This is a genomic window from Saccharothrix luteola (assembly GCF_020859565.1).
Classification (GTDB): domain Bacteria; phylum Actinomycetota; class Actinomycetes; order Mycobacteriales; family Pseudonocardiaceae; genus Actinosynnema; species Actinosynnema luteola.
The window spans coordinates 18243-30615 of sequence record NZ_JAJHUO010000010.1; the positions used below are offsets into that span (position 1 = coordinate 18243).

General features: G+C 71.1%; 14 protein-coding genes. 2 read left to right on the top strand and 12 right to left on the bottom strand.

What is annotated here, in order from left to right; translation table 11 throughout:
• Window positions 1-24: 24 nt before the first annotated feature.
• The 4 genes from LNK82_RS15280 to dxr form a co-directional block, all read right to left on the bottom strand.
• Window positions 25-879: a GNAT family N-acetyltransferase gene (locus LNK82_RS15280; RefSeq protein WP_230567647.1), complete on the bottom strand. Its 855-nt coding sequence runs from the start codon at window positions 877-879 to the stop codon at window positions 25-27.
• Window positions 880-961: 82 nt separating this feature from the next.
• Complete coding sequence (gene ispG, locus LNK82_RS15285) at window positions 962-2119, bottom strand: flavodoxin-dependent (E)-4-hydroxy-3-methylbut-2-enyl-diphosphate synthase (protein WP_230567648.1); 1158 nt, start codon at window positions 2117-2119, stop codon at window positions 962-964.
• A gap of 23 nt (window positions 2120-2142) precedes the next feature.
• A complete protein-coding gene (locus LNK82_RS15290) occupies window positions 2143-3339 on the bottom strand; it encodes a M50 family metallopeptidase (RefSeq protein WP_230567649.1) in 1197 nt (398 codons plus the stop codon).
• A 1-nt stretch (window position 3340) separates the two neighbouring features.
• Window positions 3341-4561, bottom strand: a complete 1221-nt coding sequence (dxr, locus tag LNK82_RS15295; protein ID WP_230567650.1) for a 1-deoxy-D-xylulose-5-phosphate reductoisomerase — start codon at window positions 4559-4561, stop codon at window positions 3341-3343.
• 155 nt (window positions 4562-4716) lie between these two features.
• On the opposite strand from dxr, the gene LNK82_RS15300 reads away from it, so the two are divergent.
• Window positions 4717-4992: a GlsB/YeaQ/YmgE family stress response membrane protein gene (locus tag LNK82_RS15300; RefSeq protein ID WP_230567651.1), complete on the top strand. Its 276-nt coding sequence runs from the start codon at window positions 4717-4719 to the stop codon at window positions 4990-4992.
• A gap of 72 nt (window positions 4993-5064) precedes the next feature.
• On the opposite strand, the gene LNK82_RS15305 is transcribed toward LNK82_RS15300, so the two are convergent.
• From LNK82_RS15305 to LNK82_RS15330, 6 genes are read right to left on the bottom strand one after another with little or no spacing between them, the layout of a single operon-like run.
• Window positions 5065-5715, bottom strand: coding sequence for a response regulator (locus LNK82_RS15305; protein WP_230567652.1), 651 nt, complete (start codon window positions 5713-5715; stop codon window positions 5065-5067).
• Window positions 5716-5717: 2 nt separating this feature from the next.
• On the bottom strand, window positions 5718-7352 hold the full coding sequence (locus LNK82_RS15310; protein ID WP_230567653.1) for a sensor histidine kinase: 1635 nt from the start codon (window positions 7350-7352) through the stop codon (window positions 5718-5720).
• A 40-nt stretch (window positions 7353-7392) separates the two neighbouring features.
• Window positions 7393-8217, bottom strand: a complete 825-nt coding sequence (locus LNK82_RS15315) for an ABC transporter permease (RefSeq protein WP_230567654.1) — start codon at window positions 8215-8217, stop codon at window positions 7393-7395.
• The gene (locus LNK82_RS15320; RefSeq protein ID WP_230567655.1) at window positions 8214-9080 is read right to left on the bottom strand and encodes an ABC transporter permease; all 867 of its coding nucleotides are present in this window, start codon (window positions 9078-9080) and stop codon (window positions 8214-8216) included. Before LNK82_RS15320 ends, LNK82_RS15315 begins: the two co-directional genes overlap by 4 nt.
• Window positions 9056-10207, bottom strand: coding sequence for a polyamine ABC transporter substrate-binding protein (locus tag LNK82_RS15325; protein WP_230567656.1), 1152 nt, complete (start codon window positions 10205-10207; stop codon window positions 9056-9058). Before LNK82_RS15325 ends, LNK82_RS15320 begins: the two co-directional genes overlap by 25 nt.
• Window positions 10200-11348, bottom strand: a complete 1149-nt coding sequence (locus LNK82_RS15330) for an ABC transporter ATP-binding protein (protein ID WP_230567657.1) — start codon at window positions 11346-11348, stop codon at window positions 10200-10202. Before LNK82_RS15330 ends, LNK82_RS15325 begins: the two co-directional genes overlap by 8 nt.
• Window positions 11349-11541: 193 nt before the next feature.
• Between LNK82_RS15330 and LNK82_RS15335 the strand changes: the two genes are divergently transcribed.
• A complete protein-coding gene (locus LNK82_RS15335; protein WP_230567658.1) occupies window positions 11542-11799 on the top strand; it encodes a DUF2631 domain-containing protein in 258 nt (85 codons plus the stop codon).
• A 14-nt stretch (window positions 11800-11813) separates the two neighbouring features.
• Here LNK82_RS15335 and LNK82_RS15340 read toward each other — a convergent pair whose 3' ends face one another.
• Window positions 11814-12029 carry a type II toxin-antitoxin system RelE family toxin gene (locus LNK82_RS15340; protein ID WP_230567659.1) on the bottom strand — a complete coding sequence of 72 codons (216 nt, stop codon included), beginning with the start codon at window positions 12027-12029 and terminating at the stop codon, window positions 11814-11816.
• Window positions 12030-12085: 56 nt separating this feature from the next.
• Window positions 12086-12358 (bottom strand): type II toxin-antitoxin system Phd/YefM family antitoxin, encoded by a 273-nt coding sequence (locus LNK82_RS15345; RefSeq protein WP_230567660.1) that lies wholly within the window; start codon window positions 12356-12358, stop codon window positions 12086-12088.
• Between the last annotated feature and the right edge of the window lie 15 nt (window positions 12359-12373).

The following is a 12373-nucleotide window of genomic DNA, read 5'->3' on the forward strand; positions in this document are numbered from 1 at the left end:
GGCCGGCCGCACGCCGCGACGGTCTCAGAACAGCACGGTCGCGTACTGGCCGACCTGGGAGAACCCGATCTTGCGGTACGCCGCCTTGGCCACGTCGTTGTAGGAGTTCACGTACAGCGACGCGGTCCGGCCCAGGGTCCTGACCAGGTGTTCGGCCACCGCCGCGGTGCCCGCCGCGCCGATGCCGCACCCACGGCGGTCCGGCCGCACCCACACGCCCTGGATCTGGCCGACCTGCGCCGACATGGCCCCGATCTCGGCCTTGAACACCACGTCGCCGCCCTCGAACCGGGCGAACGCCCGCCCGCCCGCGATCAGCTCGGCCACCCGTGCCCGGTAGGACACGCCGCCGTCCTCGGCGCACGGGTCGACGCCGACCTCCTCGATGAACATGGCGATCGCGGCGGGCAGGTACCGGTCGAGCTCGTCCGGCCGGACCGGCCGCACGAGCGGGTCCAGCGGGATCGACGGGCTGCCGCCCAACGCCATCAACGGCTGGTCGGCGCGCACCTCGCGGGCCGGTCCCCAGTCCGGGGACAGCTCCTCCCACAGGCCGAGCACCTGCTCGGCGGGCCCGACCAGCGACGAGCACATGCGGCCCCGGCGGCGGGCGCGGTCGGCGAAGCCGCGCAGCGCCTGCGCGTTGCCGCGCAGCGGGATGAGGTTCGGACCGGCGAAGCACAGCGCGTCGACCCGGCCGCCGCGCAGCGACCGGTGGTCGTACGCCCACACCTCGCCGCCGAGCCGCCACGGGTCGAGACCCGCGACCTCGACCCGTGCGGCGACCATGCAGGACGCCACCGGGTCGGCCGCGAGCACGGCGAGAACCTCGGTCAGGTCCCGCTCGTCGAGCAAGCGCGCGCCAGCCAACCTCAGCACGCCGTCAAGCCTGCCAGATCGACGGCGTTACCCGCGCGTCCGCCACCCGCTCAGCCGACTGCCGGCCCACTCCCGGCCGCCCTCAGCCGACCGTGACGACCGGTTCGCCGCCCTCGGCGGTCTCGCCCATCTCCTCGGCGATCCGCATCGCCTCTTCGATCAGGGTCTCCACGATCTGGTGCTCCGGCACGGTCTTGACGACCTTGCCCTTCACGAAGATCTGACCCTTGCCGTTGCCCGAGGCGACACCGAGGTCGGCCTCGCGCGCCTCACCGGGCCCGTTCACCACGCAGCCCATCACGGCGACCCGCAGCGGCACCTCCATGCCCTCCAGACCGGCCGTGACCTGCTCCGCCAACGTGTAGACGTCGACCTGGGCGCGACCGCAGGACGGGCACGACACGATCTCCAGCTTGCGCGGGCGCAGGTTGAGCGACTGGAGGATCTGGTGCCCGACCTTCACCTCCTCGACCGGGGGAGCCGACAGCGAGACGCGGATCGTGTCGCCGATGCCCTGCCGCAACAACGCGCCGAAGGCCACCGCCGACTTGATCGTGCCCTGGAACGCCGGGCCCGCCTCCGTCACGCCCAGGTGCAACGGGTAGTCGCACTGCTCGGCCAGCAGCTCGTACGCCCGGATCATCACCACCGGGTCGTTGTGCTTCACCGAGATCTTCAAGTCGTGGAAGTCGTGCTCGGCGAACAACGACGCCTCCCACAGCGCCGACTCCGCCAGCGCCTCGGGCGTCGCCTTGCCGTACTTCGCCATCAACCGCGGGTCCAACGACCCCGCGTTCACACCGATCCGGATCGGCGTGCCGTGGTCCCGGGCCGCCGCCGCGATCTCCTTGACCTTGTCGTCGAACTTCTTGATGTTCCCGGGGTTCACCCGCACCGCCGCGCACCCGGCCTCGATCGCCGCGAACACGTACTTCGGCTGGAAGTGGATGTCCGCGATCACCGGGATCTGCGACTTCTTCGCGATCGCCGCCAGCGCGTCCGCGTCGTCCTGCGACGGGCACGCCACCCGCACGATGTCGCAGCCCGCCGCCGTCAGCTCCGCGATCTGCTGGAGCGTGGCGTTCACGTCCGCCGTCACCGTGGTCGTCATGGACTGCACCGAGACGGGGAACTCACTGCCGACACCGACCGAACCCACCATGAGCTGGCGGGTCTTGCGCCGCTCCGACAACACCGGAGGAGGCATCGCCGGCAGGCCGAGCATGACGCCGTCACTCATGAACTACGCACCTCTCACTGTGATCACTGGAAGAGCTTGATCGGGTTGACGATGTCCGCGGTGATCGTCAGCAGCGTGACCGATCCGCCGACGAAGATCACGAAGTAGGTCAGCGGCAACAGTCGCAGGTAGTTGACCGGTGCGCCATCCGGAAGGCCGCGCAGCTTCCGGATCCAGTTTCGCACCCGTTCGTACAGGTTGACGGCGATGTGACCACCGTCAAGCGGCAGCAGCGGCAGGAGGTTGAACACACCCACGAAGAAGTTCAGACCCGCCAGCATCAGCCAGAACAGCTGCCACAGGCCCCGGTCGACCGCCTCGCCGCCGAGCCTGCTCGCGCCGACCACGCTGACCGGGCTGTCGATGTCGCGCTCGCCGCCGCCGATGGCCTCGATCACGGCCGGGATCTTCTTCGGGAAGTTGATCAGGCCGCGCCAGGTGTTCTCGAACATCGTGCCGGTGAACTGGGTCGCGCCGCCGATCGCGGTGAACGCGTTGTACTCGAAGTTGCGCTGCTGGATGACGCCGATCGCGCCGACCTGCTCCTTGTAGCGCGTGCCGTCCTTGCGCTCCATCTCGCGCTCGACGCGGGCGACGTCGGCGGTGAGGGTCAGCTCTTCGCCGTCGCGGAGCACCTTGAACTCCGTCGTGCCGGTCCGCTCGCGCGTCTTCGTCAGCACGTCTGCCCAGGTGGGCGTGGCCGCGCCCGCCACGGCCACGATCTCGTCGCCCGCCTGGAAGCCCGCGTCCTTGGCCGGCGACGGCGCACCGGGCGCGCACTCGGCGTCGGTGCTGCTCTGCACGCACGGCGCGACCTCGGCGATGAGCGCGCTGTCCCGCAGGTTCGGGATGCCCATGGTGAAGGCCATGAAGTACAGGATGATGAAGCCCACGATGAAGTGGGTAATGGAGCCCGCGGACAGGACCACCACGCGCTTCCAGGTCTTCTGCCGGTTGAACGCGCGGTGCCGGTCCTCGGGCGCGACCTCCTCCAGCGCGGTCATGCCGGTGATCTCGCAGAAGCCGCCCGCCGGGATCGCCTTGAGGCCGTACTCGGTCTCACCGCGGCGGAAGGACCAGATCTTCGGCCCGAACCCGATGAAGTACCGGGTCACCTTCATCCCGAACATCTTCGCGGTGGCCAGGTGGCCGAGCTCGTGCAGCGCGATCGAGATGCCGATGAGCAGGGCGAACAGCAGAATGCCCAGGAAAACGAGCACGTCAGTCCCTTCCAGACCCCACCGAAGTGGCCACGAGTTCCCGCGCCCGCGCCCGGGCCCATTGCTCCGCCGCGAGGACTTCGTCGACGTCGACCGGCTCGTGCGCCCAGCCGTCCGCCTCCGCGAGCACTCCCGCCACAGTGTCCACGATGGAGGTGAACGAGGTGCCGCCGCCGAGGAAGACCGCGACCGCTTCCTCGTTCGCCGCGTTGTAGATCGCGGGCAGGCAGCCACCGCCGGAGCCCGCCTGCCTGGCCAGCCTCACCGCCGGGAACGTCTCGTCGTCCAGCGGCTCGAACGTCCACGCCGTCGCCACGTCGAAAGTACACGCGGCGGCGGCGCCGGGGATCCGGTCGGGCCAGCCCAGCGCCAGCGCGATCGGCAGCTTCATGTCCGGTGGGCTGGCCTGGGCGAGCGTGGAGCCGTCGGTGAAGGTGACCATCGAGTGCACGACCGACTGCGGGTGCACGACCACGTCGATGCGGTCGTAGGGCACGCCGAACAGCAGCTGCGCCTCGATCAGCTCCAGCCCCTTGTTGACCAGGGTGGACGAGTTGACGGTGATGACGGGCCCCATCGACCACGTGGGGTGCGCCATGGCCTCACGCGCGGTGACGTCGGCGAGGTCCGCGCGGGTGCGACCGCGGAACGGGCCGCCGGAGGCGGTGAGGACGAGCTTGGCCACCTCGTCGGGCCGACCGCCGCGCAGGCACTGGGCCAGCGCGGAGTGCTCGGAGTCGACCGGCACGATCTGGCCCGGCTTGGCCGCCTTGAGCACGAGCGGACCGCCCGCGATCAGCGATTCCTTGTTGGCCAGGGCGAGCGTCGCGCCCGCCTTGAGCGCGTGCAGCGTCGGCGCCAGGCCGATCGAGCCGGTGATGCCGTTGAGCACCACGTCGGCGGGGGTGGAGTCGACCAGGTCGGTCATCGCGGTCGGGCCGGCCAGGATGCGCGGCAGCTTGAACGCGCCCTGCGCGTAGCCCCGCTTCTGCGCCTCGGCGTAGAGGGCGAGCGTGACGTCCTCGACCGCGGTGGCCCGGGCGACGGCCACGGCCTGGACCCCGAACTCGACGGCCTGCGCGGCGAGGGCGGCCGGGTCCGCGCCGCCGGCGGCCAGTCCGACCACGGTGAACCGGTCGCGGTTGGCGGCGATGACGTCGAGGGCCTGGGTGCCGACCGACCCGGTCGACCCGAGTACCAGGACCGTGCGTGGTGTGCTCATCACCGACCATTGTTCCCGAGCCGTCCTGATAGCCCGCACAGCGGTACTTCGATAACAGAACGGTAACAGGGGCGTGGTCTCACTCGAACGTGGGCATTCCTCGATCAAGCGCCCGACGGATCCGCCCGTCGCGGCCATCAGGAAGGAGAGCCCCCGTGGGCATCTTGGGTTGGATCGTCCTCGGCCTCATCGCGGGTGCCATCGCCAAGGCCATCATGCCAGGTCGGGACCCCGGCGGCATCATCATCACGATGCTGCTCGGCATTGTCGGCGCCATCATCGGCGGTTTCGTCGGCCAGGCCATCTTCGGGACCAACATCAACACGTTCTTCGACCTGAGCACTTGGCTGCTCGCCATCCTCGGCTCGCTGATCGTGCTGGGCGTGTACCGGATGGTGACCGGCAACCGCGGCAACCGTGCCCGGGCATGACGACGCTCGGAGCAGATGACCACTCCGGGTGTGCCCCGTCGAGAAATCGGCGGGGCACACCCATGTCACCACCTAGTTCGCCAGTCCCGCGTCGCGCGCCAGCAACGCCGCCTGCACCCGGTTCGTGAGCCCGAGCTTGGCCAACAGCCTGCTCACGTAGGTCTTCACGGTCGCCTCGCTCATGTGCAGCCGCTGCCCGACGTCGGCGTTCGACATCCCCAGCCCGAGCAGGGCCAGCACCTCGACCTCGCGTTCGGTCAGCCCTTCGACCTGGCGCATCGCCTCCTGTCGGCGCGGCTGACCCACCTGCGCGACCATGCCCACCACCCGGCTCGTCACCATGGGTGACAGGTAGGCCTCGCCCGAGTGAACGGCGCGCACGGCGCGTAGCAGCTCTTCCGGGGCGGAGTCCTTCAGCAGGAACCCGGCGGCGCCGTCGGACAGCGCCCGGACGATGTTGTCGTCCTCGCCGAACGTGGTGAGCATCACCACCCGCACCGAAGGCGCGACGCTCCGCAGCTCGCGTGCGGCGGCCAGGCCGTCCAGGCGGGGCATCCGGATGTCGAGCACGGCGACGTCCACCCGCCGTTCCAGGGCGATGCGGACCGCTTCCCGCCCGTCACCGGCCTCGGCGACCAGTTCGATGTCTTCGGCGGTGCCGAGGATGGCCTTGATGCCCGCGCGCATCAGCGGCTCGTCGTCGGCGATGAGGACCCGGATCACTGTCACAACTCCTGCAAGTGGGTGTTCTTCTCGACCAGCGTGCCGTCGGCGAAGCAGAACCGCACGATCTTGGTCGCCCGCGAGGAGTAGGTCTGCACGTCGGCCACGCGGTACTCGCACCGCGTTCCGGCGGGTTCGGGTTCGGCGTCGGAGTTGAGGTCGCCCAGCGGCGGCTCGGCCCCGCCCGGCAGCTTGGCCATCACCTCCGCCTCCGACTGCCCGACCGACACCGAGTCGTACAACTCCTCCGACACCACCTTGGTGACGGGCTGTGACCCGATCCACGTGTAGCCGCCGACGACCACCAGCACCACGATCCCGGCCAGCACGATCGAGCCGACGCCCGCCCACTTGCGGATGCCGGTGGGCTTGGCGGGTTCGGGCTGCTCCTCGTCGGACGGCTCGTCGCCCGCCGCGGCGGTGTCCTCGTACGGCAGCACGGCCGCGATGCGGAACCCGCCGGCCGGCAGCTCGCCCACGTGCAGCATGCCGCCCGCCAGCCGCACCCGCTCGCCGAGCCCGATCAGGCCGAAGCCGCCACCGCTGGGCAGCCTGGTCCGGGGCGGGTTGTTGCGCACCTCCACCACCAGCGCGTCCGGCTCGTACTTCACGGTCACCTGCACGCTCGCGCCCGGCGCGTGCTTGTTGGCGTTGGTCAGGCCCTCCTGGGCGATGCGGTACGCGGCGTGGCTGACCTTCGCGGGCAGCGGCACGGGCTGGCCGCCGCGGACCAGGCTGACCCGCACGCCTGCCCGCCGCGCGCCGTCGACCAGCTCGTCGATCGCGTCCACCGTCCGGCGCACCTGGTCCTCGTCCGGCTCCTCGTCGCGCCGCAGCACGCCGATGACGCCGCGCAGCTCCTCCATCGCGGTGAGGGCCGCGCTGCGCAGCACCTGCACGGCCTCGCGCTGGCGTTCGCCGAGCCCGGTGTCCATGGTCAGCGCGCCCGCGTGCACGGAGATGAGGCTGAGCCGGTGGCCGAGGCTGTCGTGCATGTCCTGCGCGATCCGGTTGCGCTCGCGCAGCCGCACCTGGCGCGACACCATCCGCCGCTCGCGCACCACCCGTTCCTCGCGTTCCTGCAACGCCGCGACCAGCGCGTTGCGCTGCGCGACGTACCGGCCGACCAGGAACGGCAGCGCCACGACCATGCAGTAGACGGTCAGCATCACCCACTGGCCGAACGGCCCGGACAGGCCGGGCGCGGACACGCCCCACGCGAACATGTGCAGCGCGAGCGCGAGGACGGCGGTGAGCAGCGAGCGCTGCCACGGCGCGATCCGGTAGCCGGCGGCGTAGGAGAGCATCACCACCAGCGCGATCCCGCCGTGCTCGGAGCTGAAGACGACCCACGTGGCCGCCAGCAGGGCCAGCGCGGGGAACAGCAGCCTGGACAGGTAGATGACCACGTACCCGGCGCCCAGGGCGATCATCGCCCAGCCGGACGCCCGCCAGTCGCCCGAGACCCAGCCGGGGAACACGTCCAGGCCGAGGAACACGACGACGGCCAGCACCTCGCGCCCGACGCGCCAGGGCGTGACCTGGCCGAGGCGTTCGGCGTGGGCGCGCAGGAACGCGGCGGGCGCCGCCCGGAGATCCGGCAGGGCGGGCCGGAGCCGCTGAACGACAGACGTCACAGGGGACCACGGTAAAGAACGAGCCGCCGGACGGCCGCGTTCATTGGTCTCGACCGCCTCCGACGAAAGTTGACGCAGGTGACGCGCGGCGGGCCCGCCAGGCGACCACGAGCACGCCGGCGATCAGCAGCGCCGCGCTCACCGCCACCATCACCGTCGACAGCGCGACGATCTCCGGCGACACGCCCCGGCGGCCGGCCTGGGCGTACACGAACACCGGCAGCGTGGTCGAGCCCACGCCGGTCAGGTAGCTGGAGGTCACCACGTCGTCGAACGACAGCAGGAACGCGAACGCCGCGCCCGCCGCCACCGCGGGCGCGACCAGCGGCAACGTGACCGTGCGGAACGCCACCAGCGGGCTCGCGCCGAGGTCGGCGGCGGCCTCTTCGAGCCGGTGGTCCATGCCCGCCACCCGCGACCGCACCACGACCACCACGAAGCTCACCGAGAACGCGACGTGCGCGGCCAGCAGCGCGCCGAACCCGAGCGGGATGCCCGCGAGCTTCACGCAGAACCCCAGCAACGCCACCCCCAGCACCACCTCGGGCACCACCAGCGGCAGGCTCAACAGCACCGTCCACGCGCCCCGGCCGGGGAACGCCCGCCGCAGGCCGAACGCGGCCAGCGTGCCGACGGCCGTGGCGACGACGGCGCTCGTCACCGCCAGCCGCAGGCTCAGCCCGAGCGCGTCGAGCACCCGCGAGTCGCCGAACAGCGCCACGTACCAGCGGACCGACAGGCCGGTGAGGCGGCTCAGCGACCGCGAGTCGTTGAAGGACACCAGCGCCAGCCACACGATCGGCGCGTAGAGGAACGCGAACACCAGCGCGGCGACGCCGCCCAGCGCCCACGGGCGGCGGTTCACAGCACGTCCTCCCCTCGCCGGCCGCGCGCCACCAGCACGACCACCACCAGGACCAGCAGCAACACCGCCATCGCCGACCCGAGCGGCCAGTTGTTGCCGCCGCGGAACTGGTCGTCGATCACGCTGCCGAACGTCGACTGCCCCACGCCGCCGAGCAGCTTCGGCGTGACGAAGTCACCGGCCGACGGCACGAAGACCAGCAACGACCCGGCCAGCACGCCCGGGAACACGCCCGGCAGGACCACCCGGAAGAACGTCGACGCCCGCCCGTGCCCCAGGTCGTAGGACGCCTCCACCAGCCGGTGGTCGAACCGCTCGCACGCCACGTACAAGGGAAGCACCATGAACGGCAGGAACCCGTAGGTCAGCCCCACCACCACCGCGCCGTGCGTCAGCAGGAACCCGCCGTCACGGCCCAGCCCCACGGCGCCCAGCAGCCGGTTGACCAGCCCCTCGCCGTCCAGCAGCGCCTTCCACGCGTAGATCCGGGCCAGGTAGCTCGACCAGAACGGCACCAGCACCGCCACCAGCAGCGCGGTCCGGTGCCGGCCGGCGTGCCGGGCGATGAACCAGGCCAGCGGGAAGCCCAGGACCAGGCACAACGCCGTCGTCACGCCCGCGTACGCCAGCGTGCGGCCGAAGATCGGCAGGAACGCCGGGTCCAGCGCGGTCGCGTAGGCCCGCAGCGTCCACGGCAGCACGGCCCGCGCCACCCCCGTGTCGCGGGTGGCGAAGCTGAACTGCACCACCAGCGCCAGCGGTGCGATCAGGAACAGGCCGAGCCACACCCCGGTCGGCGCGAGCAGACCGGTGGCGACCAGCCACCGCGGCCGGGCCATCAGCCGGTCTTGACCCTGGTCCACGCGTCGGCGTAGCGGGCCTCCACGTCCGCGCCGAGGTCCTTGGTGAACGGCAGCTTGGCCAGCTGCTCGTCCGACGGGTACACCAGCGGGTCGTTGAGCAGCTCCGGCTCGATCATGGGCTTCGCGGCCTCGTTCGGGCTGCCGTAGCGGATGGCGTTGGCCAGCGCCGCGCCGACCGACGGCTCCAGCACGTAGTCGATGAACCGGTGCGCGTTCTCCGCGTGCGGCGCGTCCTTGGGCACGCACAGCAGGTCGACGTAGGACAGGCCGCCCTCGACCGGGATCGCGTAGGCCAGGTCGTCGTTGGCGTCACGTGCCTGGAACGCGTCACCGGAGTACGCCTGCGCCAGCGGCGTCTGGCCCGAGGTCAGCGGCTCGATCACGTCCGAGGTGATCTGGCCGAGCTTCCCCTTGAGCTCCAGCAGCACCTCGACCGCCTCGGCGATCTGCCCGGCGTCGGTGGTGTTCGGGTCGTGGCCGAGCTTGAGCAGGCCGAGCGCCAGCGCGTCGCGCGCCTCGTCCAGGATCGTGGCGCGGCCCTGCGCGGCGGCCAGGTCGTAGGCCGAGAACCCGGTCACGTCGCCGAGCTGCGACTTCGAGTACGCCAGGCCGGTCGTGCCCCAGGCCCACGGCACGGAGTAGGCGTTGCCCGGGTCGTAGTCGGCCTCGGTGAACCGCTTGCCCAGGTTCGCCAGGTTCGGCAGCAGGTCGTGGTCCAGCGGCGTGAGCAGCCCGGAGCGCAGGAACCGGCGCAGGAAGTTGTCGCTCGGCACCACCAGGTCGTACCCGGCCGCGCCGGAGGCGACCTTGGCTTCCATCTCGTCGTTGGAGCTGAAGTTGTCGTAGGTGACCTCGATGCCCGAGGCGTCCTTGAAGCCGGACAACGTGTCGGGCGCGATGTAGTCGGTCCAGTTGTAGAGGTTGAGCTTCGGCTCGTCGACCGCGTTGCCCGCCTTCGCGCCCGACGTGGGCGCGCTGCTCGTGCCGGTCGGTGGCGCGTCGCCGACGCCGCACGCCCCGGTCGCGGCGAGGGCGAAGAACGCCGTCGACCGCAGCACGGTCCGGCGGGTCACCTTCGCGTCGGCGGGGTCCCAGAGTCGGGCGATCCGCAGTGTCCGCTCAGTCATCGGCGCTCCCCAGCAACACGGTGAAGTCGGGGTCCCAGGCCATCCGCACGGCCTGCCCCGGCGAGCCCGCGTCGGCGACGCGGCGGGTGTTCTGCACGAACGCGACCAGCTCCGCGCCGCCCGGCACGTCCACCACGTACTGCGTGGACACGCCCGCGTACACGACGTCCCGGACCGTGCCGGTGAGCACGCACCAGCCCGTCGGCGGTTCGTCGGCGAGGTCGTGCAGGTGCACTTTCTCCGGGCGCACGGTGGCCGCGACCGGCTGCCCGTGGCGGACCCGGTGGCCGTTCATCGGCGCCCTGAGGCCGGTGACGCCCGGCGCGTCGAGCACGACCCAGCGACCGTCCACACCGGACACCCGGGCGTCGAGGATGTTGGAGGTGCCGATGAAACCGGCGACGAACCGGGTGGCCGGGCGCTCGTAGACGTCCTCCGGGTAGCCGACCTGCGCCACCCTGCCCGCGTTCATCACGGCGACGCGGTGGGACAGCACCAGCGCCTCCTCCTGGTCGTGCGTGACGTAGAGGAACGTCGTGCCGACCTCGCGCTGGATGCGCATCAGCTCGATCTGCAACTCCTTGCGCAGCACCGCGTCCAACGCGCCGAGGGGCTCGTCCAGCAACAACAGCCGGGGCCCGGCCGCGAGGGCGCGGGCGATGGCGACGCGCTGCTGCTGGCCGCCGGAGAGCTGCGCGGGCCGTCGCTTCGCGTACCGCTCCAGCCGGACCAGCTCCAGGTGCTCCCCGACGACCTGCTTCAGCCGCGCGCCGCGCACGCCTTTGCGCTTGACGCCGTAGGCGACGTTGTCCCACACCGACATGTGCGGGAACAGCGCGTACGACTGGAAGACCGTGTTCACGTCACGCCGGTAGGGCGGCACGCCGACCACGTCCACCCCGTCCAGCTCGATCCGGCCCGCGGTCGGGTCCTCGAACCCGGCGATCATGCGCAGCAACGTCGTCTTGCCGCAGCCGGAGGGGCCGAGGACGGAGAAGAACTCGCCTTCGTGGATCCGCAACGTGACGTCGTCCACGGCGGTCTGGTCGGAGAAGCGCTTGGTGACGCCGTGCAGGCCGACTTCGACCGGCGCGAACGTGTCCGGCGTGCGGCCCTCGGCCGGGTGGAACCGTTCGGTCAACCTCGTCGCCCTTCTGGGCGACTGCGGCGCCCGTTCCGGCCTGGCGGGGTGCGATGCGGACACGCGGCGAACACGCGCGAGGGCCGAGGGTAGACGTCACGGCGGTGCCGCGCACCTCACGTCTCGGCCGGCGCGCGGGTGTGCGACGATGACGCCGTTGGTGAACGTGATCGGGCAGGAAGGTCGTGCGGCTGTGTCTTCGTCCTCGGAACTGGACAAGCGTCCGGCGGTCGACCTCCACGACGAGCCGTCGGCCGAGTGGGGTTGGCACGGCACCTTCCCCAAGGGCATCAAGATCGCGGGCTGGCTCTCCACCCTGGCGGTCTTCTCGCTGCTGATCGGCAACCACCACGGCCAGACCGAGAACCTCTGGGTGATCCTCACGGGCCTCACCATGGCCGCCCTGCTGATCTGGGACCAGGTCCGCAGCCGCACCTCCTGGCGCCGCTGACCCACCCCCGCACGTCAACGCGGCCGGTACACGTCGGCGCGGTGTTCGACGCGGAGCACGGTGACCTCACGTCGCTCGTCATCGATCTCGTAGAGCACTCGGAAGGCTCCACGCCGAGCCGAGTGGACACCCTCCAGTTCGTACCGCAGCGGCTTGCCGACGCGGTGGGGGTTGTCCAGCAACGTGTGTGTGATGAACTCGATCACCGCCGAGGCCACGCCCTCGGGCAACTTGTCCTGGATGATTCGCGCGGCACTGGCGGAAACCCGGAGATCGTAGGGCTGGGTCACAAGCGAGGCCGCAGGGCTCGAACGGCTTCCACGCCGCGAACCACTTCGCCACGGGCCACCTCGTCACGGCTTTCCCTGATCGCCGCCATCGCGTTCGGGTCGCTGAGGATCTCCAACGTCTCCTCGAGGGCCGCCAGATCCTCGTACCCGATCAGCACGGCCGCCGGCCGCCCGTTCCGGGTGACCACGACCCGTTCGTGCTCACGCTCGGCGCGATCGACGAACTCCGACAGGTGATCACGGACGGCACGCAGCGGTTCGACGGTCATGGCCACAATTGTGGC

Excerpts from the sequence above, each read along its gene's own strand:
- ispG (WP_230567648.1), bottom strand. The coding sequence starts at position 2,119 with ATGAGTGACGGCGTCATGCTCGGCCTGCCGGCGATGCCTCCTCCGGTG.
- dxr (WP_230567650.1), bottom strand. The coding sequence starts at position 4,561 with ATGAGCACACCACGCACGGTCCTGGTACTCGGGTCGACCGGGTCGGTC.
- LNK82_RS15325 (WP_230567656.1), bottom strand. The coding sequence starts at position 10,207 with ATGACTGAGCGGACACTGCGGATCGCCCGACTCTGGGACCCCGCCGAC.
- LNK82_RS15345 (WP_230567660.1), bottom strand. The coding sequence starts at position 12,358 with ATGACCGTCGAACCGCTGCGTGCCGTCCGTGATCACCTGTCGGAGTTC.